The sequence below is a fragment of the Micromonospora sp. WMMD998 genome, from assembly GCF_029581235.1.
Taxonomy (GTDB): Bacteria; Actinomycetota; Actinomycetes; order Mycobacteriales; family Micromonosporaceae; genus Micromonospora.
The window spans coordinates 1,236,366-1,261,552 of the sequence record NZ_CP120740.1 but is presented as its reverse complement, the minus strand read 5'-3'; the positions used below and the strand labels follow the sequence as shown (position 1 = coordinate 1,261,552).

The window sequence follows — 25,187 nt, the reverse complement described above, 5'->3', positions numbered from 1 at the left end:
CCTGCGGTTCCCAATTCCGAACACCAGTGCGAGAGTGCAGGACGTGACCGACGACAGGCCCGGCCCGAGGCGTACGCCGGCCGAGCTGCTGCGTCGGCTGCGGCTGCGCCACGCCACCGACCCGGTCACCCACGTCGAGCGGGTGCCGGCCCGCGCGGGTGAATCCGCGCCGTGGCCCGGCTGGGCGCCGGAAGACCTGCGGGCGGCGTTCGCGCGACGCGGCGTGGTCGCGCCGTGGCGGCACCAGACCGAGGCCGCCGAGCTGGCGTACGCGGGACAGCACGTCGTGGTGGCCACCGGCACCGCGTCCGGCAAGTCACTGGCATACCAGCTCCCGGCACTGAGCACCCTGCTCACCGACCCGCGCGCCACCGTGCTCTACCTGGCCCCGACCAAGGCGCTCGCCGCCGACCAGCTCCGCGCCGTCGCCGGCCTGGAACTGGACGGGGTACGCCCCGCCACCTACGACGGGGACACGCCGCGCGCCGAACGGGAGTGGATCCGCCGGCACGCCCGCTTCGTGCTGACCAACCCGGACATGCTGCACCACGGCATCCTGCCCGGGCACGCGCACTGGTCCGGCTTCCTGCGCCGGCTCGCGTACGTGGTGGTCGACGAGTGCCACACCTACCGGGGCGTGTTCGGCTCACACGTCGCGCACGTGCTGCGGCGGTTGCGCCGGCAGTGCGCCCGCTTCGGTCGTACCCCCGTCTTTCTGCTGGCCTCGGCCACGTCGGGCGACCCGGCGACGGCGGCCGGGCGGCTCACCGGCCTGCCCGTCACCGCCGTCACCGAGGACACCTCCCCGCGCGGCGGCGTGACGTTCGCGCTCTGGGAGCCGCCGCTGCTGCCGGTGGGTGATGCCACGCCGGAGGCCGACCTGGTGTCGGTGCGTCGGTCCGCGCTGCGGGAGACCGCCGACCTGCTCACCGACAGCGTCGTCGAGGGGGTACGCACGCTCGCCTTCGTCCGGTCCCGCCGGGGCGCCGAGGTGGTCGCCGCGAACGCCAGGCGGGCGCTCGACGAGGCGGTGCCCGGGCTGGGCGGCCGGGTGGCCGCCTACCGGGCCGGCTACCTGCGCGAGGAACGCCGCGAGCTGGAACGGGCGCTGCTGCGCGGCGACCTGCTCGGGCTCGCCTCCACCAACGCGCTCGAACTCGGCGTCGACCTGGTCGGGCTGGACGCGGTGCTGATCTGCGGCTGGCCGGGCACCCGCGCCTCGCTGTGGCAGCAGGCCGGACGCGCCGGACGCGGCGGCGAGGCGCTGGCGGTGCTGGTGGCCCGCGACGACCCGCTCGACACCTACCTCGTGCACCACCCGGAGGCGCTGTTCGGGCGTCCCGTCGAAGCCACAGTCCTCGACCCGGCCAACCCTTACGTCCTCGCGCCGCAACTCGCCTGCGCCGCCCACGAGGCCCCGCTCACCCCCGCCGACCTGGACCTCTTCGGCGAGGGCGCGAAGGAGGCGGTGGACTCCCTCGTCGAGGCGGGCGCGCTGCGGCAGCGGCCCACCGGCTGGTACTGGCGGCACCGCGAACGCCCCGAGGTCGACCTGCGCGGCGAGGGCGGCGCCCCGGTCTGCGTGGTGGAGGAGTCCACCGGGCGACTGCTCGGCACCGTCGACGGCGGCTCCGCCCACTTCCTGCTCCACACCGGCGCGGTCTACCTGCACCAGGGCGTCTCCTACCTGGTCGACGCGCTCGACCTGGCCGACGGGTGCGCGCTCGTACACGCCGAGGAGCCGGACTGGTCCACCCACGCCCGGGACGTCACCTCGCTCTCCGTCGTCTCCGTCCGCTCGTACACCGACGCCGGCCCGGTCGGGCTCTTCCTCGGCGAGGTCGACGTGACCAGCCAGGTGGTGTCGTACCAGCGGCGGCGCATCGCCACCGGCGAGGTGATCGACACCCGCCCGCTGGACCTGCCGGCGCGGGAGCTGCGTACCGTCGCGGTCTGGTTCACCCTCTCCCCGGAGTCACTGGCCCGCGCCGGCGTGGACGCCGCGGACGTCCCCGGGGCGCTGCACGCCGCCGAGCACGCCGCGATCGGCCTGCTGCCGCTGATCGCGACCTGCGACAGGTGGGACATCGGCGGGCTGTCCACCGCCCTGCATCCCGACACCGAGGCCCCGACCGTCTTCGTCTACGACGGTCACCCCGGCGGGGCGGGCTTCGCCGAGCGGGCGTACGGGACGGCCGCCGCCTGGCTGCGCGCCACCCGGGACGCGATCGTCGAGTGCGGGTGCGAGACCGGGTGCCCGTCCTGCGTCCAGTCCCCGAAGTGCGGAAACGGCAACAACCCGCTGGCCAAGCCGGAAGCGGTGCAGGTCCTCGACGTGGTGCTGGCCAACCTCGCCGACGGCTCGTCCGACGGCGGTGTGGCGGGTGGTCCCGGTGTGGGTGGTGCTGCCGACGGCCCCGGGGCGGGCGGTGGGGTTACTTCGGGCGCGGGACGCGGCGGAGTGCTGCCGCGGCAGGACGACCGGACGGCGCGACGGTCGACGGCCGGCGGCCCGACGGGCTGACCCCGGCGGCCCTCCCGCCGCTCGTTCCTGCCTTTGCTCCTTGCCGCTTGTCCATGGCTCGGTCTCTTGCCGCTCGTCCATGGCTTGGTCTTCCGCCGCCCGTCCATGGCTTGGTCTCTTGCCGCTCGTTCCTGGCTTGGTCCTTGCCGCTCGTCCCTGCCCCTCGCCTTCTGCCGCTCGTAGCCGGCCCTCGTCCTTGCCGCTCGCCCGCCTGCCGCTCGCCCCGGCCGTGCCCGCTCGCCGTCTCCGGTGCCCCCTCGCCGTCTCGCTCGCCAGTTCGGCGAAGTGGTGGCATCGGCGGGTGCCGGACCCCGCCACCTCGCCGAACTGGCGTGCCTTGACCGCTGGTCGAGGCAGGACAGGCGGGCACCGGCGTCTGGCTGATGGGACGGGTGCATGAGGTCGACGGCATCGGGGCATTGATGCATGGGAGCGCTTCCATGCATCATTCCGGTAGCGCAGACGTGAACCGAGACCCGTCCGCCGGAGGTGCCGCCGTGGCCGACACAATCGCCGAGACCGTCGAGTTGCTCTATGCCATCGACCAGGAAAACCTCACCGCGGACCAGCAGATCGCGCTGGGCACCGCGCTGGCGCACCTGGCCCAGGCGGAGCGGCTGGAGCAGATCAACGAACGTCTGCGCGGCATCCACCAGGTGCTCAACACCTGGGCGTTGAAGGCGACGGTAGACGGCGGACGCTGACCCACGCACCGTGCCCGCCCGGGCCACCGGACCGGATCTCGCCCGGCCTGCCGGCCTGCCTGCCGGGCCACCGACGGCCGGGCCACCGAAGATGGGCTGCCGGACCATGGGCTGCCGGCGGGTGGGCGTCGCCAGTTCACCGAGGTGGCGGTATCGGTTGGCAGTCGACACCGCCACCTCGGCGAGCTGGAGTCGATCACGCACCCGCGCTCCAACGCGAGCGAGGCGACGTCGGGGCTGCACGGCAGCGCTGTGCGAGCGCGCGACGGTGGCGTCGCTGTGCAAGACTCCGGCGACCCCTCGAAGGAGATCAAATGTCGCTCGACAACCTACAGGCTCAGCACCGGTTCATCGTCCGGCAGCGGATTCGGATGATGGTCAACCAGTACGAGGTGCACGCCGCGGCACCGGACGGCTCCGAGGGTGGGCTGCTCGCGTTCGCGCAGCAGAAACGGCTCGCCTTCAAGGAGCAGGTCACGATCTACACCGATGACACCAAGCAGTACCCTCTCCTCGGCTTCAAGGCCCGTCAGCGGCTCGACCTCGGTGCCACCTATGACGTGACCGACCACGCCGGCAACCCGATCGGCCTGTTCCGTAAGGACTTCGCCCAGTCGCTGCTGCGTTCGACCTGGCACGTCGAGCAGCCCGGCCTGCCGCCGGCGGTCGGGCAGGAGCGCAGCATGCCGGTGGCGCTGCTGCGGCGCTTCGTCGACTCGCTCTCCTGGTTGCCGTACCACTTCGACTTCGTGGCCGGTGGCCAGCCGGTGTTCTCCGTCGACAAGAAGTGGGGCCTGCGCGACCGGTACGTCGTCGACATCCAGCACCCGCACATCGACCGCCGGTTGGTCATCGCCATGGCCGTTGGCCTGGACGCCCTCCAGTCCCGCTGACCGCGAGGCCGGCCGGCGACGTCCGTACGTCCGGTATCGCCGGCCAGGCGACGACCTGACTGCGGTCCGTGCTCGCCGCACCCGGTCCGCACAACGCTGCGAGCGGCCCGGTGGGTGGAGGGCCGATGGCTTTGGGTGCGATTGTGGTCGCCCCAGCGACAACAACCGCACCCAAAGCCGGCCGGCGGGGACGCGCCACGCTGACCTCAGGGATCGCTGATGCGGGCCGGGCCGGCGCGCGACGTCGCGGTGGCGACGCGGGACAGCCCCGGCAACGGCGTCACCCGCACCTCCGCCGTGACGATCAGGTCGAGGCCGTCGACCCGGCAGCCGGTCAGTCGACCGTCATTGGCCGACACCAGCGCGGCGGCCGAGTCACATGCGGTGTCCGCCCCGTCGAGGACACGACCCGCGCCCGCCAGCGCGCCGAAGTCGGCCGCGACCCGGGCCTGATGACGCGCGCACCGGGCAGCGCCGACCCCGGCGCCGAACAGCCCGACGAGCACGAACACCAGGCCGATCGCGAGCAGGCACACCGTCGCGCCACCCCGCTCGGCCGGCTCCCGGCCCGGCGTCACGGCACCGGGCCGGGAGCGCCGGGTTCCACGGCGGCCACCGCCACGCCCGACACGGTCGTCCGGGGCAGCCGGGCACCGACCGTCCGGACCGGTGCCCGGACGGTCGCGGTCACCCGGTCGCCGGCCACGGTCACCGTCACCTCCGCGCCCACGGGGGCGTACCGGGCGCCGGCAGCCGGGCCGGGCTCGCCACGGGCGGCGGCGAGCGCCGCCTCCCGGGCCGCGTCGAGGCAGGCCGCCCGCGTGGCCACCGCGTCGACCGCGGTGAGCCCGGCGACGAGGAGGAGCATCAACGCCGGCAGGCCGGCCGCCATCTCAGCCGTGAACGATCCCCGCTCCCCCGGACGCCGCCGGACGACACGGCCCGGGTGGTCCGCACCGTCTGCCCCCGGGGGCGGGTAGAGGCGGATCTGCCGGGCGGCCCACCGGCGTCCGGTCACTTCAGGGCCCGGTCGATGACAGCGGTCAACGCGGACTGCACGTTTCCGGAGGTGAGCACCTTCAGCAGGATCCCGGCGAAGGCGACCGCCGCGAGGGTGCCCACCGCGTACTCCGCCGTGTTCATGCCGGCGTCGCCGCGGAGGCGGGTGAGGAGCTTGCGCATGTCGTACGTCCCTTCTCGATGGTTCACAGGACGTCGCCGAGAACGGCGACGATCACCGGCACCAGACCGGCGAGAATGAAGGCGGGCAGGAAGCACAGCCCGAGCGGCAGCACGATGAGCACGCCCGCGCGTCGGGCGGTGGCCTCTGCCGCCGTCGAGCGTTCGGCCCGCAGGTCGTCGGCGAGCCGGGTGAGCGCGCCCGCCAGCGCGGCTCCGCTGTTCGACGAGCGGACCGCGGCGGTGACCATGCGTTCCGTACCGGCCACGGGTCGCAGGTGCTCCCACGCCTCGATCGCCGTACCGCCCAGGCCCAGCGTGCGGCCCACCCGGCCGAGCCGGTCCGCGAGTGGCCCGCCGAGCGCCTCCGCGACCGCGAGCGCCGAGCGGTCGACCGGTGCGCCGGCCCGCAGCGCCGCGGCCAGCAGGTCCGCGGCGAGCGGCAGGTCGGCGGTCTCGCGCAGCCGCCGGTCGCGCACGGCACGGGGCTCGATCCGGCGGAGCAGCCGGTCGGCGGCCACCCCGGCGAGCGGCCCGGCGACCAGGCCAGCCCACCCACCGACGACCACTGCCACGGCCACGCCGGCCAGGCCGGCGCCCCACCGGACCCGGTCCGGCCACCAGGTGGGGCGACCACGCCGAGGGGTGGACGCGAGCCGGCGCAGTCGCCGCGCCGGGCGGACGACCGGGCCGGCGACCGCGAGGAGCGACGCGGCGGCGCCGAGGCAGGCGGCGGCCATCACCTGGCGGGACATCAGGCCACCCGCCCCGGCCCCGCACCGAGCCGCTCCGCCCAGAGCAACCCGGTGATTTGCAGGGCGACGGCCGCCAGGGCGCTACCGCCCCCGACCGGCGTGTGCAGGAGCACGGTCACCGGATCGACCCCGATGGCGTAGCCGAGGCCGATCCCGCCGAGCGGCAGGGCGGCGAGCAGCCAGGCGGTCGCCCGGGCGCCGGCGGCCTGGGCAGCGGCAGCGGCGAGCCCTCGGTCGGCCGCACGTGCGTCGGCCTCGATCCGCTCGAGCAGCTCTGCCAGTGGCGCTCCGGTCCGGTCGGCCAGCCGCACCGCGGCCCGGGCCAGCCGAGCCAGCCGGCCGGTGCCGCTGTCGAACCCTCCGTCGACGGGCAGGCCCGCCCGCAGGTCGGCGGCGGCGGCGCCGAGCCGGTCGAGGTCGCGGCGGTGAGCCAGGGCGGCGGCCCGAAGGGTACGCCGACGCAGCACGGCACGGGCCGCGAGCGTCCCGTAGGCGGCGAGCGCCAGCGCGGCCACCGGACCACCGAGGAGCCCTCCGGCCCCACCGCCGAGCAGCGCGGCCGTCGGCAGAGCACGCCGCGCGGACAGCGTCGGGCGTGCGTTGCCCCGGCCTCCCGTGGAAGCTCGACCGCCACGCTCGCGCCACCGGACGAGACGGACACCGAGGACCGCCCGACGGCGGGCGCGGCCGGCGCGCGCCGGCCAGGCGACCGCCACCGCGGCGCCGGTCAGCAGCACGACCACGAACCAGAGTTGGCCGGTCACGACGGGCCCGCCGAGCCCGGCCAGACCACGCGGAGGATCGGCGGCACGGGCACCCCACGCTCGCGCAGCAGGTTGCCGAGCGGCCGGGCGGCAAGGCCGAGACCACGGCCGCGTGTCCAGGCCGGAACGACCGTCACCAGCCGGTCGGTCCCTTCCGGCAGGAGCAGGCCGATCGAGTCGAGCACCCGCCCCGCGCCGGTCCGGCGGACCTGGAGGACGACCTGCAACGCGGCGGCGACCTGGGCGTGCAGCGCGACCCGTGGCAGCCCACCGAGCATACCCAGCGCCTCCAGCCGGGCGGGCACGTCCGTCGGCGCGTTGGCGTGCAGCGTCCCCGCCCCGCCGTCGTGGCCGGTGTTCAGCGCGGCCAGCAGGTCGACCACCTCGGCGCCCCGGCACTCGCCCACCACCAGCCGGTCCGGTCGCATCCGCAGCGCCTGCCGGACCAGGTCACCGAGCCCGACCACGCCCACGCCCTCGACGTTCGCGGTACGCGCCTGCAACCCGATCACGTGCGGATGCACCGGGCGCAGCTCCGCGGCATCCTCCACAAGCACGATCCGCTCGGTGCCGGGCACCAGGCCGAGCAACGTGTTGAGCAGCGTCGTCTTGCCGGAGCCCGTCCCGCCGGTGACCAGGTACGCCAGCCGGGCGGCCACCACCGCGTCGAGCAACGGGGCGACCGGCCGGGGCACGGTGCCGTGGTCGACCAGCTCGTCCAGGGTGAACGGCCGCTGCCGGAAGGTGCGCAGTGACAGGTAGGGACCGTCGGTCGCCACCGGCGGCAGCACGGCGTGCAGCCGGGTGCCGTCGGGCAGTCGCGCGTCGGCGCACGGCGAGGCGTCGTCCAGCCGGCGACCGGCGGCGGCGGTCAACCGCTGCGCCAACCGGCGTACGTCGTCGACCGTGCCGAGCGGCACGGCCACCTGGTGCAGCCCCCGCCCCCGGTCGACCCAGACCCGGACGCCGTTCACCAGCACGTCGGTGACCTCCGGGTCGGCCAGGAAGGGCGCGAGCGGACCGGCGCCGACCAGGTCGTCGTGCACCCGGTCGGCGATCCGCAGCAGAGCGGTGTCGCCGAGCACGCCGGCGGCCGGCTCGGCGCGTACCGCGGAGACGACCGCGGCGGAGGTGACCGGGGTGGCGTCGGCGGCGAACCGGTGCCGGACCCGGACCGCCAGCTCCCCCGGGCTCGCCGGCCCGCTCACGCCGCACCCGCCGCGGACCGGCCGGTCAGGTCGTCCACGAGCCGCTGGCACAGCACGGCGAGCGGACCCTTACCGGTGGCGCCCGGCGCCTCGCCGCGCTCCAACCCTCGGCACAGGCCGGGCTCGGGCCGGAGCGTGCCGGCGAGCGGAAGGCCGAGTGCCCGGGACACCTCGGCGGCCCGGAGCCGGCCGGGAGCCGGGCCGCGCACGATCACCGACAGGTCTTCGCAGTGCGGGGCCACCACGGCGGCCACCCGGGCCGCGGCGGCGGTGGCCCGCAGCTCCGCGGGCACCACGAGGAACGCCCGGTCGGCGGCCTGGAGCGCGATCACGGCCGCGTCGTCGAGGTGACGGGGCAGGTCGAGCACGACCAGGTCGCGACCTCGCCGGCCGGCGTCGACCGTGGCGGCCATCGCCTCGGCCGGCAGGTGCCGCAGGTCGCCCCGGTCCCACGAGAGCACCACCAGGTCACCCCGGCTGGGCAGGGCGCGGACAAGCGACGGCGGGTCGACGCGACCGTCGGCGCCGGCCAGCTCGGGCCATCGCAGCCCGTCGAGTTGCTCCCAGCCGAGCACCAGGTCGAGGCCGCCGCCGAGCGGGTCGGCGTCGACGAGCAGCGTACGCAGCCGGGCTCGGGCCGCGCTGACAGCGAGCCCACCGGCGAGCACGCTGGCCCCGGCGCCGCCCCGCCCGCCGAGCACCGCCACGATCCGCCCCGGGCCCGCGCCGACCGGACCGGCCGCGCACTCGCCGAAGCGGTCGACCAGCCAGGGCTCCGCCGCGGGCAGAGTGGCCACGTGCTCGGCGCCGATCAGCTCGGCCAGCTCCGTACCCGGATCAAGCTGGCCGGAGCGTCCGACCAGGACGGTGCGGGAACGTCGGGGGAGGCGGGCCCGCAGGCAGGCCGCCGCCTGGTCGGCGCCGACAAGCACCAGCGGCGCCGGCCCCCAACGGGCGCGGGCGGCGGCCGGGTCGGCCGCCAGCTCGACCTCCACGCCGCCGGCCGCGGCGAGCCGCAACAACTCGTCGAGCAGGTCGTCGTCGGCCGTGACGAGCAGGGGCAGTCGAGGGTACGGCGGGAGCGGGGTGCGGGGCGGCATGCGGCCTCCAACGGTCGGACTCGGACGTGCCGCGGTGAAGCCTGCCGAATTCGGCCGGCCGCACGGGTGCCGCAGACGCCCGCCTGTGGACAACGAGGCGTTGTGGACAGACCTCGGCGATCGAATCGATCTGCTATGGGCCATCCGGTCGACGAAAGGCGGCAACCGCGTGGCCGTGATGACCGTTCGGGGCGGCTGACCAGGTGGTTGACCGGCCCGGCCCCACCGGATCGAATCGGTTGGACCGCCGGCCATTGACGAAAGGGATCATCCGTCCCGCATAATCGGATCCTCTCGCCGCGAAACGGACGGCACCGGCTCGTGAAATCGAGGCCATGACCGAGTCACCACACGGCACCGGACCGCCGCCCGTCCGACGTCACGCCCGCAGCGGTTCACCTGACGACCAGGTCCTGCTCCGCGGCCCGTCACCGGCCACGCTCGCCTCGGTGGCGCTCGGGATCGTGATCGTGGTGCTGGTCGGCACGCTCAGCTTCTTCGCCATGCCCCGCCGCCCCGACCTGCCGCCGCCGGTCGGCAGCGAGGCGATCCTGGCGTCCCCGGCATACGCCTCGCCGACCGCGGAGGTGGCGGCCGAGTCGTACTCACCGGCGCCCGTGTCGCTCTCCGCCCGCGCCGCGCCGCGGACCCGCCCGCCCGCGCCGCCGCGTCGCACCACGCCGGCCGCCCGGCCCAGCCCGAAGCCGACGGCCAGCCGGACGAAGCGACCCGAGCCCCGGACCGACGAGCTCAGCCCGCTTCCGGCGTCCTGGGAGTGGCGGTTGCGGTCCAACGGTGGCGGGCCATCGACCTTCATCGAGTTCGTCAATGTCCGGACCAGGCCGGTGGTCGTCTACTGGTTGGACTACCACGGCCGCCGCCAGCGGTACGCGGTGCTCCAGGCCGGTCGGTCCCACCGGCAGCAGACGTACGTGGGCCACCCGTGGGTGGTGACCGACGAGCGGGGCCGGGCGCTTGTCTGCTTCCAGCCCGAGCCGCGCACCATGCGCGCGGTGATCCGCTGACAATCGTCCCGTATGGACGGCTCGGTCAGCACGGCCGAACAGTGTCACACCTCTGTGCGGTAATTGACCGACGGCGATCTTCGGGCGTGGAAGCGCCCAGCCGTCTCAGCAGAGAGGAGCGGGGATGCACAAGTCCTGGCGGAAGGCGGCCCTGGCAGCCGGCCTGACGCTCACGGGGGCGCTCGGCGGGCTGGTCGCCGCCACGCCGGCACAGGCACAACCGGTGGCGTCCGGATCGGTCACCTTCGGCGGCGACCCGGGCGACTACATCACCGGCGGCCGGTCGTACGCCTACTCGGTCGCCGACGGCGACCAGCTCACCACCGCCGCGTCGGCCGACACGAGCCACGTGTCGGTAGGCGTCAACGGCTACCAGGGCGACTGGTGGTCCGTGGACTTCGACGCCCCGGGCAGCACGCCGCTGACCCCGGGCACCTACCAGAACGCGACACGCTACCCGTTCAACGGGGCCGGTCCGGGCCTCAGCCTGGACGGGAACGGGCGCGGCTGCAACGAGCTGACCGGCACGTTCACGGTGCTCAACGCCGTCTTCGGACCGAACGGCTACGTCCAGACGTTCGACGCCACCTTCGAGCAGCACTGCGAGGGCGGCACCCCGGCGGCCCGCGGCGAGGTGCACATCGCCAACCCGCCGCCGCCGGCGCCGCTCGACCTCGCGCTCGCGGTGGCCACCGACGGCACGGCCAGCTCGGTGAGCGGCAAGGCCGTCGTGCACGGCACGGTGACCTGCAACCAGCCGACCTCCGTGTCGCTCAACGGCACGGTCACGGAGATCGTCAAGAAGACCATCGTCCGAGGCGACTTCAGCACCCGGGTGAACTGCGTTCCGGGTACGCCGGCGGCCTGGACCGCCACCGCCGTCCCGATCGGCACCGTGCCGTTCGTCAAGGGCAAGGCGGAGGTCGACACCAGGGCCCAGGGGTACGACAGCGAGTACGACAAGTACGTCGAGGTGAACGACACCACTGTCGTCAAGCTGGTCAAGTCCTGATCCGCTGACGAGAGCGGCCGGCCCGGGCAACGGGTCGGCCGCTCCGCCGTGTCGGGAGCGCTCCCCGAAAAGGGACGACCCCCGTCGGGGGGATGCGGACTCAATCTGTCGCCAGCTACCGACCAGCGACGGTCGTCGTCAAGGAGCAGGTCCCAGACACCATCGGTTCACGTTCGATGCCGGCTGACGATGGCGCTCGTGCTGCTTCCTTGCTGCCTCGTCGATGCTCGACGCCCGCCGGAGACGGTCAGCTTGGGAATTGAGTCGAACCTGGGCACGCCTACGCGATGAGTGACCGCACCACTAGGCGAACCTTCAAGGAGTGTCAGGAGCGCCTCCGACATGGCTCCCCTGCGAGCCGCTGTTGCCCCTTGCATCGGGCACACATCGGGCACTGCGCGCATCATCGCTCGGGCGAGCTGCACCTAGCCGCTAATCCGCACATCGGTCCCCAATGCCATGTCTTGAGTAATCAGATCCGACGACAAACCCTTCATAATCACGTAAGGTTGAAGCAGCGGATTAAGGAACCGATACCGATACTTGTGACTAGTTCCCCTTCTTTGCAGAACCGGACCTCTAGCAACTTCACAGAAATCCGTCAGGTGTCGCACAAATGCCGGAATCTGATAGTTCTTCCCGGTAACAGCTTGCAGCGGCTCACGCACATCCGCTGGCGCAAAGAAGCCCAAGTCATCACACCGCGCTAATGCGCAGGCAGTAAGAACCTTGCCGTAGAGGTGTTCGCGTTGAGGACTTGTCGTGGCGGCATGGTAGAGAGTCTTGATGCTATGCTGAGCATTAGACACGGCAGCCACGACAGCTTGCCAGACGTCCTCTGACTCGATATTCCGGCGGCCATGGGATGCAGCATTCCTCGCTGCCTTCTGAGCAAGGAGGTGCGTGTAATGGGGCAACCCCTGAGATAGCTTCACGATGTAGCTGACGGCATCTTGATCTGCCGTCATGCCGGCCGCATCAAGCCCCGTAGTAATAATGTCTGTCAGCTCCTCCACCGTCATTCTCGGCATCAGGATCTGAAACAGATTACGCCCGATTGACTCATGCTCTGCGATCAACTCATCAACAGTATCCGCCACACCAACGAAAACCAAAGTCGCATCGACATTGTAATCCGAAAGCGTTTTGATCGTGTTTGCAAATAAGGTTCGACTAGTGAAGTCTAGCACCGTGTCGAACTCGTCAATAAACACAACGACCTTGTGCTTCTTAGCAAGAACGGAAAGCCCGTCAACCGCCTCACGAGGGCCGACTTCCATCGCGCCGAGAACCTCCGCAGCCCGCTCGATGGCTTGAGCCGAGCCGGGGTCCGCAGTTGGCAGCTCGCCAGCCTCATGCATTCGCCCCAAACCGTCGACCACCTTGCCCCAAATAGAGGCGAAGTTGTCGGTGACATCGCAATTGATTTTCACCGCAATAAAGCCAGTACTACCGCTTAGAATGTTTCGGCAGACCGATGCAAGACTCGTCTTTCCAACACCACGCTCTCCATACATAACAGCATGCTGACCAGGAGACATCGCGATATCAACCAGCTGCTCAAGTTGCTTGATACGGCCCGCAAATAAACCACGGTCATCGATTGGAGCCGAGGGGCGAAAGACCCGATTAATCTTCCCGATTAAGGCCAGGAAGTCACGGTCTGGATGTTGCTGCGGCTGCGCCAACCTTCTAGCTCCTCGAAGTGAATGTTTAGGCTGCGCCAACAGTAAACCACGACGACGCCTATGTACAGGACGAAGCTCCAACTGTCAAGGGCTGATGCTATCCCGTCTGCCGTCGGCCCGCCCTCCTGGGGAGCGGGCCTCCGCCCGGCCCGCCACGTCAAGACGGCCTTGACGGCTCGTACGGACGCTGGCGGGTCGGGCGGTGGTCTGCTCGGCTCGCCCGGGTCGACGGCAGGCGGGATGGCTCCCACCGCCACCACCCACGGACCGCAAGCCGCCGACGGACCCCCGGCCATCCTGGAGCCGGAGCGCCCCCGCCGGAGGCGCAGTAACCGCGACCCCGCCACCCGCCGCCAGCTCGCCGACGCGGCCGGCGTGCACTCCCCCACGCCGCGCGGTGCTCGCCGCGCGGCCCGGCCGGCTGCCGGCCCACTCACCCCACCGGGAAACGGCCTGTCGTCATCCGGCGGCCCACCGGGCTACCCGCCCTCCGCGCCAGCCGCCGGGCGTAATGCGTGGCCGGAGTCGGAGCGCCAGCGTAGCGACGGACACGCGCCCAGGCGGCGGCGCATGCGGCCCGTTGCGGGCCGCCTTGAAGACGTACAGAAACTTTGAACCACATCGCCGGTAGCCGGCCGGACCCGCTCTGCCGCCGTTCGGACACGGGGATGGTGCGTGCCTGAGGCTCTCCGTACGCTGACCGCATGGCCACCTTCGCCGAGACTGCCCGAGAGATTGCGCGACACCTGTTGGAGACGCCGTTGCCTCGTCGATGGAGTCACGTCCAGGCGGTGGCCACCAAGGCGGACAGGATAAGCGAGGCGGTCCCAGCCGAAGATCGGGATGTGCTCGTGGCGTCGGCGTGGCTGCATGACATCGGCTACAGTCCCGACCTGGTCGACACCGGCTTCCACGCCCTCGACGGTGGGCGTTGGCTTCGCCGAGAGCGGTTAGATGAGCGAATAGCCGCTTTGGTAGCTCACCACTCCTGCGCATGGTTGGAAGCGGAGGAGCGTGGGCTCGGTGACGTCCTGGCCGCCGAGTTCCCTCGGGAGGAAACCGCGGTGACTGACGCGCTCTGCTTCTCGGACATGACGACCGGGCCGGACGGCCAGGACTTCAAGGTCTTGGATCGGCTTGCGGAGATCCGGTCGCGGTACGGGCCGGAGCATCTGGTGACCCGATTCATCGGTCGGGCGGAACCGGAGATGGTCGCTGCTGTGCAGCGGACTCAGCGGCGGCTCGCGGACAGCGTCGCTCAGCCGATGTAGGGCTCAGGGCGGTTCTCGTAGCCGTGAGTGATACGAAGCAGGGTCGACGGGTGGATGTCGAGCGCGCCCAGCTCGTCGCGTGCCACCCATCGAACGTCGCTCGATTCGTCGCTCGGGCTCGGGGTGCCACCAACAAGCACGGCTCGCAGACAGAGCGAGAACTGCTGTCGCACCTCGCCGTCAGAGTAGGTGATGACGTGCCCGGGGTCGGAGTAGACGCCGACCATGCCGGTGACTTCGACCCGTACGCCGGTCTCCTCCTGGGTCTCACGGACCGCCGTCTCTGCCACCGATTCGCCGATCTCCTGGCCGCCGCCAGGCAATGACCACAGGCCGTTGTCGGTGCGCTGGATGAGCAGCACCCGGCCAACCTCGTCGCACACGAAGATGGAGACGGCCACGACGATGCTGTTGGCCTTCGGCGCGTTCGGGTCGTGGTAGTGCTCGGTTCTCGCCATGGTTCTAGGTTGCCACCTCGCCGCCGGGTTGAGGCTTTGCGGCCATCAGGACCCGGTCGAAGCTGTCGGAGTAGGTGCTGAACAGGTCTCCGCCGTTGAGCCTGCGCAGGTGCATCACGGGCGCGTGTGGCGCCGGAAATCCGAGTACGTGCATGTTGACCAACATCTCGTTATCAAAGCGGTACATCGAGTTGTACAGGGTTGTGTCGTGGTAGAGCACCTTCACCCCTGGCGCACCTTCCAGCCGGCGGTAATAGTGCTGTACCTGGCGAATCTTTGCGGCCATCACGCCGGGCGCACCTTCCTCGATGCTCTTGCGCTCGATCGCCTCGCTAGTCGAGTCACCGAGAAGGATTGTCACCTGGACGCCGTCAACAGCCTTTTGACGTAGCACGTCAACGATCCTCGGGTTCTGCTCCACGAGGAAGAGACCGGCATAGGCCAGCACGTCGATCCGCTCCTCTGCCCGCTCGATTAGTCGGCCCCACAGGTCGTACGGCACGGAGGATCGCCGCGAGTAGAGCTGGACCAATTCGCTCTGCCCGATCTTTGATGCCTTCTCCGGGGTGACCGCATTCGGCCAGAGATACGGCACGTCTTCACGCACTATCGCTGCGATTGCGTGCCGGTGACGGGGATACGGAACCCGATCCTGCGTGATCCATCGTTCCACCGTCTTCGGGTCGACGCCGATCTGATCGGCCACCGCGCCGGGGGTCAAGCCGTTGCGCAGGATGGCATCACGTAGCCGGTCGTTCGCCATTCGACCCTCCTCAAGGGACGACTAGGGACGAGTAGACGATAGCTCAGACGTCCTATAGTCGTCCAGCCCGCTGGATGGGGCGTCCTCGGCTTTCCGGAAGTCTTATCCGCAGAGGCCACGAGCAAGAGTCCACCGGGGACAAGCTCACCATTTGGCCCTAGACACAGGAGGTTCAAAAGTGAAGCTGTACGTGGACACCAAGGGCAAGCAGGTGACGGTGTCGAAGGACCCGGAGTCGAAGAACGACCAGAACGGCAATCAGCGGTCGGAGAAGGGGACGGGCCGGCTCATGTGGGCGACCCAGGTCATCGTGCTCGACGAGACTGGCGGTGAGGTCATCAGCATCACGACGGCGGGAGAGAAGCCGGGTGTGATGGTGGGGCAGCTCATCGAGGTCGAGCAGTTGGAGGCCATTCCGTGGGCGACCAACGGGCGTAACGGCGTCGCGTTCCGTGCCATCTCGTTGAAGCCGAAGGCTGGTTCGGCGGCCAAGTAGTCCTTCGCACAATGTGTTGTGTGAAGCCTCGTGGTGTCTGACGCGCATCGCGCGTGAAGCGGCTTGAGTCCGCTGCATCTGTTTCAACCTGGTCCGGGAGTGTTTCTGGCTCCTACTCTCCCGGCCCTGGCAACCCGTGGTTGCCCTCGTGAAGTTGTGGCGCGGGGTCGGTACTGGCTCCTACACCTGCCGGCCCCGTCTGCCCTTCCAACCTGTCTGCCCTCAATCGTGGGGAGTGGTTGTCATGCTCGAATCCGCCATCGTGTTCGCCGTTGTCGCGGCGACCCTCTACGCCGGCCACCAGGTGGCCGATCATGTGTTCGGCCAGTCCGACAGGCAGGCCGCCCACAAGGCCGCGCCCGGCTGGCACGGCTGGAAGCATCTGCTGGGCCACGTCGTGGCCTATCACCTGGTCATCGTGGTGATGCTGGCGGTCACCATCGTCGCGCTGCATCTGCCCGTCACCGCCGGTGGCATGGCCGCCGGGCTGGGCTTCTCCGCGATTAGCCATGCGTTCCTCGATCGGCGTTGGCCGGTGCGTTGGCTGTTGATGCACACCGGTAGCGGCGATTTCGCCGACCGGCAGGCCCCGATCTGCGGCATGTACCTGGCCGATCAGTCCCTGCACGCGGTCTGCCTGTGGGCTTCCGCGTTGCTCATCGCCTGCCTCTGAAATCCGCCCTCTGAACATCGGAAGGAGCCCGTCATGGGCAGGAAGTACCTGTTCAGTGAGGACGCCGACGGCCGTGTCCGTGAGGTCAAGGTCGACCCGAGGCACCTTGACAAGCAGCTCCGTGAGGAGCGCGCCGCTGGGCGCACCCCCACCGTCCTCGATGAGGACGAGCGCATCCTCTTCGGCCAACTCGTCAACGGTCTGAACGACCAGCGGTGACCTGAGCAACCGCTAGGTCATGAGCGCGGGCCGGTGCTGGCTCCTACACCTGCCGCCCGCATCACCTCTTCCAATCCATCTGCTCCGTACGGGAGGTATTCAGATGCAACTCGTCAACCTGACTCCGCATCCGGTGGCCGTTTACTCGGTCGACACGCCCGATCGCATTGCGCCGGGTTCAGTCCTGCCGCTGCGGGTGATTTCGCCTTCGGCGCAGCATCAGCCGGCTCGGCTCGGCCAGTGCGTGGTTGGGGTCGATGACCTCGGTCTCGGGATTCCGGTCGAGCAGGTCTCGTTCGGTTCGGCTGACGGTGGCGTGACTGCGCTTCCGGAGCCGGTCGAGGGTGTGTTCTACCTGGTGTCGCTGGTCGTGGGACTGGCGGCGGTAGGGCGCACTGATCTGCTGGTGCCGCATGACACGGTTCGGGATCTGAGCGGTTCCATCATCGGGACCCGCAAGCTCGCCCGCCCGCATCGTTCCTGACGAGTTACGAGCGCGGGGCCGGTACTGGCTCCTACACCTGCCGGCCCCGTGCTCTTCCAACCCATCCAGCCCATCATCTGGGAGGACGTGTCATGTCCAAGTCTAGCTCTCGCCGTGGCTTCGGGGGGAAGTCCAGCGGCACCATCACCGTGATCGAGGCTCGGGTTCACCGGTCGTCGGCGCGTAACGCCCGGTTGGCGTTCATCCTCACGGCGGTCATCGTCGGCCTGTTGTCGGCCGTTGTGGCCGCTTCCTACATTCACCCCATCCTCGCGGTGTTCGTCGGCGTGCTGATCGGGGTTCCGGTGGGTGGCCTGGTGTGGCTGCTCGTGCGGATCTGGCCGGTGCTGCGGCTGCTGTGGTGGTGGACCCCGGAAATCGGGATCACCACGATCCTTGGCGCTGCCTGGGTGCAGTTGGCCAACCACACGCCGATGCCCGTCACCCTGGCCGTCGTCGCCCTGGTCGTGGGCGTCCCGGCTGCCCTGCCGGCGTCGCGCCGGCTCGTGGTCGCCTGGTCGTGGTGCCTGATCGTGCGGCATCGGCTGCGCGTGTGCTTCGCGCAGTTCATCATCGCCAACCAGTCCGGCAGCCTGCCGCTGATCCTGTGGGCCAAGCCCACTCCTGTCGGTGAGCGGGTCTGGGTCTACCTGCGCCCCGGCCTCTCGTTGGCCGATTTGGAAAGCCGGCTCGACCGGATCGCGGTCGCCTGCCACGCCTCCACCGCCCTGGTGGAGCGGGCCTCTGACGGCAACGCCGCCTATGTGCGTTTCGACATCAAGCGCCGTGAGGTGCTGACCGCTCAGGTCGGTTCCCCGCTGGTCGACGTCATCGACGACACGATCCCGGCTACCGAGCGGATCCCGGCCGTCGTGCCGACTGCCTTGGACCTGCCGGACGTCGACGTCCCCACGGTGACCCTGCCGGTTCAGAAGAAGCCGGCCACCACCGCCAACGGCAGCAAGCCCACGGCTTCCACCACCAGCGACGTCGACGACGTCAACGACTGGATCTGACCCACTCCATCTCCTGATCGCGGAGAGCCCTGCGGCTCGTTCGTGTGGCTCTCCGCGCCCACACCTCGCCCAAGGAGGGCAATCCATGACCACCATCGCCGAAACGGCCCCCGTTCCCGTGGGGCCTGGCCTGTCGATGTTCGACCCCATCTTCGTCGGCATCGACGAGTTCGGTCACCCCGTCTACATCACCCTCGCCTACCGCAACCTCCTCGCCGGCGGCGAACCCGGCGGAGGCAAGTCCGGCCTCCTCAACACCATCGCCGCCCATGCGGCTCTGTCCGTCGACAGCCGCCTGGTGCTGCTCGACGGCAAGCTCGTCGAGCTGGGTCAGTGGGAGGACTGCGCCGACGCGTTCATCGGCCCCGACATCACCGCCGCCCTCGACATCCTGCGCCGGCTGCAACTGGTGATGAACAACCGCTACGCCTGGCTACGCGCCCACGGGCGCCGCAAGGTGACCGCCACCGACGGACTGTCGGTCATCACCGTCCTGGTCGACGAGATCGCCTACTACTCCGCCACCGTCGGCAGCAAGCAGGAACAGGAAGAGTTCGTCGCCCTCCTGCGCGACCTGGTCGCCCGTGGACGTGCCGCCGGCATCCCGGTGGTCGCCGCGACCCAGCGGCCGTCGTTCGACATCATCCCGACCTCGCTGCGGGACCTGTTCGGCTACCGGGCCGCGTTCCGCTGCACGACTCCGAACACCTCCAACATCGTGCTTGGCCACGGTTGGGCCGAGCAGGGCTACTCGGCTACCGACATCGCCCCGACCAACCAGGGCGCGGCCTACCTCATCGCCGAAGGCGGCACCCCGCAACGCATCAAGGTCGCCTACCTCACCGATCAGCAGATCGCCGGCATCGCCGACTATGCGGCCTGGATTCGCCGGCCCCGCCCGTTACCGACCCTGATCCCGGACCTTGCCCGGGCGGATTTCGAGGTGGCGGCATGACCACCCGCGAACAGGCATACGCCCGCGCCAACCAGCAGCGGGCCGCCGGCTACGTCGAAATCTGGATCATCGCCCAGCCGAGCGAGATCGCCTGCATGGTGCGGGTCGCCTCGGCCAGCGGCCGACTCGTCTACCTCGGCCCACCCCAGTCGATGGGCGGCAACGACACCCGCCAACGCCGCTACCTGCGGCTGCGCACCCGATAACCGGCCGACAGGACCAGGACACCGCCTGCCAGCAGATCTGGTCCTGCCGACCTCCACCAACAGCCCCGAAAGGACGTGGCTGCCATGAAGGCTACCCACAACCAGACCACCGGAGTCCAGGTCACCCCCGCTGACCTGCTCCGGATGGCTGCCCTCTACCTGCGCCGAAACGGCTGGGCCCAGGGCACCTACTACACCCCCGACCCCACGGGCACCGGCCAGCCCTTCCGGGCGGCCTGCTCCGTCGGAGCTATCGGCATGGCCGCCGCCGGCCGGCGCATGAATCACCCCGACCAGCTCCACCCCGCCGACGCGGTCACCTACCGCCGCGCCATCGCCGCGTTCGTCGACTACCTCGACAACTTCGCGCCGGTCTTCCACATCGACGAAGACGGCTACCTCCTCGACGAGCACACCTCCCCCTACTCGTGGAACGACGACCCTGCCCGGACCGCCGAGCAGGTCATCACCGCCCTTGAGGCGGCTGCCGATGAGTGGGACCGCCTCCACACCGACGGGGGCGAGAACCGATGAACACCGTCAAGAAAGCCTTGACGCCTCGCGTCCCGTCGCAACGTCGTAGGGACGTCGTCGAGAACGACGCCTTCGCCGCCTTCGCCCGGCGCATCATCCGCGCTCACGGTCGTCGGGTCGCTGACGGCGACGTCGAAGCCCTCCGCGACCTCGTCGCCATGTCGTCGGTCATCGACGACGCCATCACCGACGCCGTCGTCAGTCTTCGGGCCTTCGGTTACTCCTGGGCCGAAATCGGCTCACGCCTCGGGATCTCCCGCCAGGCCGCCCAGCAGCGCTGGGGAGACCGGCCGTGACCACCTTCACCTACGACCCGGCCAACCCCGCCGAGGAGTTCCCCACCTACCCGTTCCGGCTCGCCCCGGACGGGCTGGCCACCCGGCGACAGTTGCGCGCCGCTGGCCTTCGCCCTGGAGGGCATCACGCCGTCGCGCAGATCCTCTGGCGTCGCGGTAAGCGCGTCGCCTACCTCTACCGCCTCGACCTCGCCGCACCGAAACGGGTCGCCACCCCGGCTCAGCGGACCGCCATCGCCAAGGCCCTGCTCGCCCGCCGGACCTGCCGCCACTGCGGCCAGGTCAAGCCCTACTACATCCCCCGCCGTTACGGCTGCTGCCTCGACTGCCACGGAGGCCACTGATGACCACCACTGCCAACCGGGGCACCCGCGTCGAGGGTGTCGTCCTGGTCCTCATCCTCATCGCCGTCGCCGGCTTCGCCGGTGCCGCCTCCTTCACCCACGTCAAGGACTGGACCCTCGCCAACTCCCCGGCCGGGACCGGGGAATGGTTCGGCTGGGCCAACGCGGTCATCTCCGAACTCGTCCCCATCGCCTCCCTGCTGACCATCCGTCGACGCCGCCGAGCCGGCGCGTCCATCGGCTATCCGCTGTTCCTGCTCATCGCCGCCGCCGGCCTGTCCCTCGCCGCGCAACTCGCGGTCGCCAAGCCCGGCCCGTCCGGGTGGCTCCTGTCCGCCGTGCCGGCGCTGGCGTTCATGGCCCTGGTCAAACTCGTCCTCGCCCCGGCACCCACGCCGGAACAACCCACGCCGCCGGCTACGCCGGTCGAACCCATCCGCGTCCAAGTGGCCGAGCAGGTCACCACCGAGCCGGCACCGCCGGCCGCCATCACCCCGACCCCGGCTGTCGAGCCGGAACCCGTCACCGCACCGGCACCGGAGCCGGTCGACGTCCCTACCCACCTGCTGCCCATGGCCCGCTTCGCCGCCGTGCAACACGAACAGGCCACCGGCCAGCCCATCACCCCGGCCGAGCTGGCCGACCGCCTCGACGTCACCCCGCCCGTCGCCGGCCAACTGTTGGCCACCATCGGCGGTGGTGCCCGATGAGCATCCACACCGTTGACGTCGTGCAGCTCCTGCACACCTGCCCGCCTGACCCGCGCCCCCATCCCTACGACATCCGCCGCACCGTCATCGACGTCATCGACGGCGGACCCTGCCGCAACCCGGTCACCATCCGCTGCGGCGACACCGTCACCCAGATCCGCTGCGGTCGACACGAGCCGACCACCCGCCAGTGCGGTGCCTGCCGCATCATCGTCATCGAACGCACCATCACCAACCTGCACCCCACCAACAAGGTGGCTGGTTGATGGGCTCGACGCTGGACCTCACCCCCCGCGCTTCGGCCCGGGGGGTGGGCTCGAACGCCGACACCATCGTCTACGGCTACACCGCCGCCGGAGCCGCGTTCCAACGCGCCACCCGACCGGACTACTTCGGCTGGTTGGAACACGTCCGCGCCGCCGCCGGCTGCACCCGCCCCATCCGCCTGTCCGGCAGCCTCCTCACCGTCGAAGCCTCGACCGGCCGTGTCCTCGACACACGGCACACCGACGTCATGCCGGATGCCGCCATCTACACCGCCTGCGGCAACCGACGCGCCACCGTCTGCCCGGCCTGCGCCCAGACCTACCAGCGCGACGCCTTTCAACTCCTGCGCGCCGGCCTCGTGGGCGGCAAAGGCGTCCCCGAAAGCGTCGCGCAGCATCCGGCGGTGTTCGCCACCTTCACCGCACCGTCGTTCGGCACCGTTCACACCCGGGTCGTGAAGCGGCACACCTGCCGCAACCGGAAGCGATGCGACTGCCGCGCCGAGCCCTGCCACGCCCGCCGCGCCACCGACCCGACCGCCGGCATGTGCCCCCACGGCCGGCCCTCGGTCTGCTGGGCACGCCATGAAGCCGGTGACGCCTTCCTCGGCCGGCCGTTGTGCCTGGACTGCTACGACCACGGCCACCAGGTCGTGTGGAACCTGTTCTCCGGTGAGCTGTGGCACCGCACCAAGCAAGCCGCGCAACGTTGGCTGGCCAAACTCGCCCACCGCCGCGGCATCCCCCGCGTCGAGATCCTTACCGCCTCGGGCAAGACCCGGAAGGTTCCACCGGTCCGGCTGTCGCCCGGGAAGGTCGCCGAACTCCAAGCCCGGGGAGCGGTGCACTTCCATGCCATCGCACGCCTCGATGGCGTTGACGCCACCGACCCCGACGCCATCGTCCCGCCGCCGCCCGGGTTCACCGTCGCCGACCTCGTCGACGCGCTGCGCCACGCCGCCGGTCAGATCGCCTTTCACACCCCGAGCCACCCCGATCGGCCCGACGGCTGGCCAATCGCCTGGGGCGAGCAAATCGACCTTGAACACATCACCACCGACGGCACCGGGGACGTCACCGATGGGATGGTCGCGGGCTACCTTGCCAAGTACGCCACCAAGAGCACCGAGGCCACCGGGCACACCTCCACCCGCCTGACCGCCGACACCATCGGCGACTACGCCGACCCCGACGGCGACCACACCGCCCGCCTCATCGACGCCTGCTGGCGCATCGGCCGACCCACCGGCACCCCCGTCCCGCTCTCCGAGCGGCCTCGGGACTCCCGGCCACGGCCCGGCTTCGTCGACCGCTGGGAGTGTCGTGACTGCGGCACCCACACCCGGTACGCCGCCTGCCCCGTCTGCACCGCCGTGCGTCAAGCCGCCCTTGACACCAAGCCGACGAAACCGGCGACGACCAACCCTTACGCCCGGCTGCGCCGGTGGGCGCACATGCTCGGCTACGGCGGCCACTTCCTCACCAAAGCCCGCCGCTACTCAGTGACCTTCCAACTGCTGCGCGACAACCGCGTTGCGTTCCGGCGCCACGAGCACCAGGACCACGAGCACCCCACCACCGGCGGACCACCCGCCGGCCAACTCGTCGAGGACACCACGCTCATCGTCGGCACCCTCACCTTCGCCGGAGTCGGCTGGCACACCACCGGAGACGCCCTGCTCGCCAATAGCGCTGCCGCCATGGCCCGCGAGCGACGAACCACCGGACGCGAGGAACTCGCCCATGAACTCGGCACCACCTCGACCGGCGTCGTGCCGGTCGCCGCCTGATCCGACAGACCTGAGGAGGTCACCCGTCATGAGCACCATCGCCCGCCCCAGCCCGGTCGTTCGGCTCGTCCCTCGCAACGGGGCTGTCGTCGTCGAGCCGGTCACCTACACCGTCCGCGAGGTTGCCGCCCTGCTGGGCCTGTCGCTGGGCAGCACGTACGCACTCGTCCGGGACGGCACGATTCCGGCGACTCGCCTCGGTGGCCGCTGGCTGATTCCGCGTACCCGGTTCCACGTCTGGCTCGACGGTGTCACCGAGCAACCCGCCGCTACCGGCACCGAGCACGGTCGGAGGCGCTGATGGGCTTCGTCCGCAAGACCCCGGCCGGCACCTTCCGTGCCTGCTGGCGTGATCCTGCCGGTGGGCAGAAGTCCAAGAGCTTCCGCACGAAGCGGGAAGCCAATGCCTTTCTCTCCGAGGTCGAGGGCAGCCTCAACCGGGGCACCTACGTCAACCCGCACGCCGGCCGTACCCGTCTCGGTGACTTCGCTCAGCAGTGGCTCGCCACCCGGGCGGTCGAGGCCCGCACGACCGAGCGGACCGTCTCCATGCTCCGGACGCACATCTTGCCGAAGTGGGGTGACTGGCCGCTCGGGAAGGTCGACTTCATGTCGGTGCAGGAGTGGGTGACCGGCCTCGGTCGGGATCTCGCCCCCGGCACCGTGGCCAAGTGCTACCAACTGCTGTCGATGATCCTCAAGACAGCGGTTCAGGCGCGGCTGATCGCCACCAACCCCGCCGAGGGCGTGAAGCTGCCGCGTGACCGGTCCCGCGACGTCAGACCAGTCACGATCAGCCGGGAGGAATTCTTCGGCCGACTCCTGCCCGCTGTCCCGCCCCGGCACCGGGGGATGGTCTCCGCCGCCGCTGGGGCCGGTCTTCGCTGGGGAGAGTGCGCCGGGCTCATGTGGTCGTCGGTGGACCTTGACCGGGCATCGCTGCGCGTGGTCCAGGTGGCCGAGGAGACCCACGGCGGAATCGTGCTGCGCCCGTACCCGAAGAGTCGTGCCGGGGTTCGGACCATCCCGCTGCCCGGCTTCCTCCTCGCGGCGCTCCGCGAGCTGCACGCCGCCGCCGACGATCCGGACCCGCGAACCCTGGTCTTCCGCGACCGGGTCGGCCGGCCGCTGCGGCGGTCGAACTTCCGCCGTCGGATCTGGCTGCCGTCGCTGGTGCGTGCCGGGCTGCTCGGCCAGGTCGCCAACATGGGCCCGCATCGGTACCGCGCGACCTGGTCGGACCGGGAGGGCGTCGAGTGGTCCGCTGAGTTCACCACCGAGCGGGAGGCCGTCGCCTGCGTCGCGGCCAAGGCTGCCGGCGGGATGCGGTTCCACGATCTGCGGCACGCCTACGCCACCTGGCTGGTCACCGACGGCGTCCCGATCAACCTGGTGCAGCGGGTAATGGGCCACGAACAGGCGTCGACGACGCTCAACCGCTACACCCACACCCCGGACGACTACGCCGCCCGCGTCCTGGAGGCGTTCAACGGCTCTGCTGCCTCCCTGCTGCCTCCGGCCGGAGAAACGCCCTTGGAGAGCCTTCTCAACGGGGACGGAGACGACCTGTGACCTGCGGCGGAGCGCTCCCACCGGAAAGGGACGACCCCCGTCGGGGGGAGACGGGGGTCGTCGTGTGGTTCGGCTCCGGGGGGGTCGAGCCGAACCGACTCAGCGGTCACGGGGGGTGCAACCGCCGAGGGTCTGAGCAGCGACCGGAGGCGAACTCCCGTCGCGAGGACAAGCATGCCGCAGCCGACCCTTATACGTCGAGTGTTGTTCACTCCACGCAAAGCTAATTTCTCGCAGCGCTATGTGACCGCCGTCACTCCAGCGGGTGCACCTCCGCTTTCG

31 protein-coding genes are annotated in these 25,187 nt (G+C 70.7%); 21 read left to right on the top strand and 10 right to left on the bottom strand.

Annotated elements, in window-relative coordinates; all coding sequences use genetic code 11:
- Positions 1–43: 43 nt before the first annotated feature.
- The 3 genes from O7619_RS05975 to O7619_RS05965 all read left to right on the top strand — a co-directional run bounded on the left by O7619_RS05975 (position 44) and on the right by O7619_RS05965 (position 4,121).
- Positions 44–2,524: a DEAD/DEAH box helicase gene (locus tag O7619_RS05975; RefSeq protein ID WP_282286212.1), complete on the top strand. Its 2,481-nt coding sequence runs from the start codon at positions 44–46 to the stop codon at positions 2,522–2,524.
- Positions 2,525–3,021: 497 nt separating this feature from the next.
- Positions 3,022–3,228, top strand: a complete 207-nt coding sequence (locus O7619_RS05970; RefSeq protein WP_281585402.1) for a hypothetical protein — start codon at positions 3,022–3,024, stop codon at positions 3,226–3,228.
- Positions 3,229–3,542: 314 nt separating this feature from the next.
- A complete protein-coding gene (locus O7619_RS05965; protein ID WP_282286211.1) occupies positions 3,543–4,121 on the top strand; it encodes a hypothetical protein in 579 nt (192 codons plus the stop codon).
- Positions 4,122–4,327: 206 nt separating this feature from the next.
- Here O7619_RS05965 and O7619_RS05960 read toward each other — a convergent pair whose 3' ends face one another.
- From O7619_RS05960 to ssd, 7 genes are all read right to left on the bottom strand, one after another.
- The gene (locus O7619_RS05960; protein ID WP_282286210.1) at positions 4,328–4,699 is read right to left on the bottom strand and encodes an Rv3654c family TadE-like protein; all 372 of its coding nucleotides are present in this window, start codon (positions 4,697–4,699) and stop codon (positions 4,328–4,330) included.
- Positions 4,696–5,013, bottom strand: coding sequence for a TadE family type IV pilus minor pilin (locus O7619_RS05955; protein WP_282286209.1), 318 nt, complete (start codon positions 5,011–5,013; stop codon positions 4,696–4,698). The genes O7619_RS05960 and O7619_RS05955 overlap by 4 nt, the downstream gene beginning before the upstream one ends.
- 122 nt (positions 5,014–5,135) lie before the next feature.
- On the bottom strand, positions 5,136–5,303 hold the full coding sequence (locus O7619_RS05950; RefSeq protein WP_013283643.1) for a DUF4244 domain-containing protein: 168 nt from the start codon (positions 5,301–5,303) through the stop codon (positions 5,136–5,138).
- Between the two features lie 23 nt (positions 5,304–5,326).
- Positions 5,327–6,055, bottom strand: coding sequence for a type II secretion system F family protein (locus O7619_RS05945; RefSeq protein WP_282286208.1), 729 nt, complete (start codon positions 6,053–6,055; stop codon positions 5,327–5,329).
- The gene (locus O7619_RS05940) at positions 6,055–6,819 is read right to left on the bottom strand and encodes a hypothetical protein (RefSeq protein WP_282286207.1); all 765 of its coding nucleotides are present in this window, start codon (positions 6,817–6,819) and stop codon (positions 6,055–6,057) included. The genes O7619_RS05945 and O7619_RS05940 overlap by 1 nt, the downstream gene beginning before the upstream one ends.
- Entirely contained in the window at positions 6,816–8,027 is a 1,212-nt protein-coding gene (locus tag O7619_RS05935; RefSeq protein WP_282286206.1) for a TadA family conjugal transfer-associated ATPase, read from the bottom strand. Before O7619_RS05935 ends, O7619_RS05940 begins: the two co-directional genes overlap by 4 nt.
- Positions 8,024–9,127 (bottom strand): septum site-determining protein Ssd, encoded by a 1,104-nt coding sequence (gene ssd, locus O7619_RS05930; protein WP_282286205.1) that lies wholly within the window; start codon positions 9,125–9,127, stop codon positions 8,024–8,026. The genes O7619_RS05935 and ssd overlap by 4 nt, the downstream gene beginning before the upstream one ends.
- Before the next feature lie 335 nt (positions 9,128–9,462).
- Between ssd and O7619_RS05925 the strand changes: the two genes are divergently transcribed.
- Together O7619_RS05925 and O7619_RS05920 are read left to right on the top strand one after the other, a co-directional pair.
- Positions 9,463–10,152 (top strand): hypothetical protein, encoded by a 690-nt coding sequence (locus O7619_RS05925; protein WP_282286204.1) that lies wholly within the window; start codon positions 9,463–9,465, stop codon positions 10,150–10,152.
- Between the two features lie 124 nt (positions 10,153–10,276).
- Positions 10,277–11,164, top strand: coding sequence for a hypothetical protein (locus O7619_RS05920; protein ID WP_282286203.1), 888 nt, complete (start codon positions 10,277–10,279; stop codon positions 11,162–11,164).
- A gap of 425 nt (positions 11,165–11,589) precedes the next feature.
- Here O7619_RS05920 and O7619_RS05915 read toward each other — a convergent pair whose 3' ends face one another.
- Positions 11,590–12,852, bottom strand: a complete 1,263-nt coding sequence (locus O7619_RS05915) for an ATP-binding protein (protein ID WP_282286202.1) — start codon at positions 12,850–12,852, stop codon at positions 11,590–11,592.
- 704 nt (positions 12,853–13,556) lie between these two features.
- Here O7619_RS05915 and O7619_RS05910 point away from each other — a divergent pair.
- Complete coding sequence (locus tag O7619_RS05910) at positions 13,557–14,123, top strand: HD domain-containing protein (protein WP_282286201.1); 567 nt, start codon at positions 13,557–13,559, stop codon at positions 14,121–14,123.
- Here the strand turns inward: O7619_RS05910 and O7619_RS05905 are convergent.
- A complete protein-coding gene (locus tag O7619_RS05905; RefSeq protein ID WP_282286200.1) occupies positions 14,111–14,581 on the bottom strand; it encodes an NUDIX domain-containing protein in 471 nt (156 codons plus the stop codon). The two genes, O7619_RS05910 and O7619_RS05905, sit on opposite strands and share 13 nt — an antisense overlap.
- A 4-nt stretch (positions 14,582–14,585) precedes the next feature.
- The gene (locus O7619_RS05900; protein ID WP_282286199.1) at positions 14,586–15,344 is read right to left on the bottom strand and encodes an XRE family transcriptional regulator; all 759 of its coding nucleotides are present in this window, start codon (positions 15,342–15,344) and stop codon (positions 14,586–14,588) included.
- A 178-nt stretch (positions 15,345–15,522) separates the two neighbouring features.
- On the opposite strand from O7619_RS05900, the gene O7619_RS05895 reads away from it, so the two are divergent.
- The 15 genes from O7619_RS05895 to O7619_RS05825 all read left to right on the top strand — a co-directional run bounded on the left by O7619_RS05895 (position 15,523) and on the right by O7619_RS05825 (position 24,905).
- Positions 15,523–15,840, top strand: a complete 318-nt coding sequence (locus tag O7619_RS05895; protein WP_282286198.1) for a hypothetical protein — start codon at positions 15,523–15,525, stop codon at positions 15,838–15,840.
- A 244-nt stretch (positions 15,841–16,084) separates the two neighbouring features.
- Positions 16,085–16,513: a DUF3307 domain-containing protein gene (locus O7619_RS05890; RefSeq protein WP_282286197.1), complete on the top strand. Its 429-nt coding sequence runs from the start codon at positions 16,085–16,087 to the stop codon at positions 16,511–16,513.
- 33 nt (positions 16,514–16,546) lie between these two features.
- Complete coding sequence (locus O7619_RS05885) at positions 16,547–16,732, top strand: hypothetical protein (RefSeq protein ID WP_282286196.1); 186 nt, start codon at positions 16,547–16,549, stop codon at positions 16,730–16,732.
- Positions 16,733–16,835: 103 nt separating this feature from the next.
- Positions 16,836–17,216 (top strand): hypothetical protein, encoded by a 381-nt coding sequence (locus tag O7619_RS05880; RefSeq protein WP_282286195.1) that lies wholly within the window; start codon positions 16,836–16,838, stop codon positions 17,214–17,216.
- A gap of 92 nt (positions 17,217–17,308) precedes the next feature.
- Complete coding sequence (locus tag O7619_RS05875) at positions 17,309–18,232, top strand: hypothetical protein (protein WP_282286194.1); 924 nt, start codon at positions 17,309–17,311, stop codon at positions 18,230–18,232.
- 85 nt (positions 18,233–18,317) lie between these two features.
- The gene (locus O7619_RS05870; protein ID WP_282286193.1) at positions 18,318–19,187 is read left to right on the top strand and encodes an FtsK/SpoIIIE domain-containing protein; all 870 of its coding nucleotides are present in this window, start codon (positions 18,318–18,320) and stop codon (positions 19,185–19,187) included.
- Positions 19,184–19,393: a hypothetical protein gene (locus tag O7619_RS05865; RefSeq protein ID WP_282286192.1), complete on the top strand. Its 210-nt coding sequence runs from the start codon at positions 19,184–19,186 to the stop codon at positions 19,391–19,393. Before O7619_RS05870 ends, O7619_RS05865 begins: the two co-directional genes overlap by 4 nt.
- A gap of 84 nt (positions 19,394–19,477) precedes the next feature.
- A complete protein-coding gene (locus O7619_RS05860) occupies positions 19,478–19,927 on the top strand; it encodes a hypothetical protein (RefSeq protein WP_282286191.1) in 450 nt (149 codons plus the stop codon).
- Positions 19,924–20,223 carry a hypothetical protein gene (locus tag O7619_RS05855; protein ID WP_282286190.1) on the top strand — a complete coding sequence of 100 codons (300 nt, stop codon included), beginning with the start codon at positions 19,924–19,926 and terminating at the stop codon, positions 20,221–20,223. Before O7619_RS05860 ends, O7619_RS05855 begins: the two co-directional genes overlap by 4 nt.
- Complete coding sequence (locus O7619_RS05850) at positions 20,220–20,567, top strand: RRQRL motif-containing zinc-binding protein (RefSeq protein ID WP_282286189.1); 348 nt, start codon at positions 20,220–20,222, stop codon at positions 20,565–20,567. The genes O7619_RS05855 and O7619_RS05850 overlap by 4 nt, the downstream gene beginning before the upstream one ends.
- Positions 20,567–21,277, top strand: a complete 711-nt coding sequence (locus O7619_RS05845) for a hypothetical protein (protein ID WP_282286188.1) — start codon at positions 20,567–20,569, stop codon at positions 21,275–21,277. The genes O7619_RS05850 and O7619_RS05845 overlap by 1 nt, the downstream gene beginning before the upstream one ends.
- Positions 21,274–21,543, top strand: coding sequence for a hypothetical protein (locus tag O7619_RS05840; protein ID WP_282286187.1), 270 nt, complete (start codon positions 21,274–21,276; stop codon positions 21,541–21,543). Before O7619_RS05845 ends, O7619_RS05840 begins: the two co-directional genes overlap by 4 nt.
- On the top strand, positions 21,543–23,333 hold the full coding sequence (locus tag O7619_RS05835) for a replication initiator (protein ID WP_282286186.1): 1,791 nt from the start codon (positions 21,543–21,545) through the stop codon (positions 23,331–23,333). Before O7619_RS05840 ends, O7619_RS05835 begins: the two co-directional genes overlap by 1 nt.
- 28 nt (positions 23,334–23,361) lie before the next feature.
- The gene (locus tag O7619_RS05830) at positions 23,362–23,634 is read left to right on the top strand and encodes a helix-turn-helix domain-containing protein (RefSeq protein ID WP_282286185.1); all 273 of its coding nucleotides are present in this window, start codon (positions 23,362–23,364) and stop codon (positions 23,632–23,634) included.
- Positions 23,634–24,905, top strand: a complete 1,272-nt coding sequence (locus O7619_RS05825) for a site-specific integrase (RefSeq protein WP_282286184.1) — start codon at positions 23,634–23,636, stop codon at positions 24,903–24,905. Before O7619_RS05830 ends, O7619_RS05825 begins: the two co-directional genes overlap by 1 nt.
- Positions 24,906–25,187: the final 282 nt, after the last annotated feature.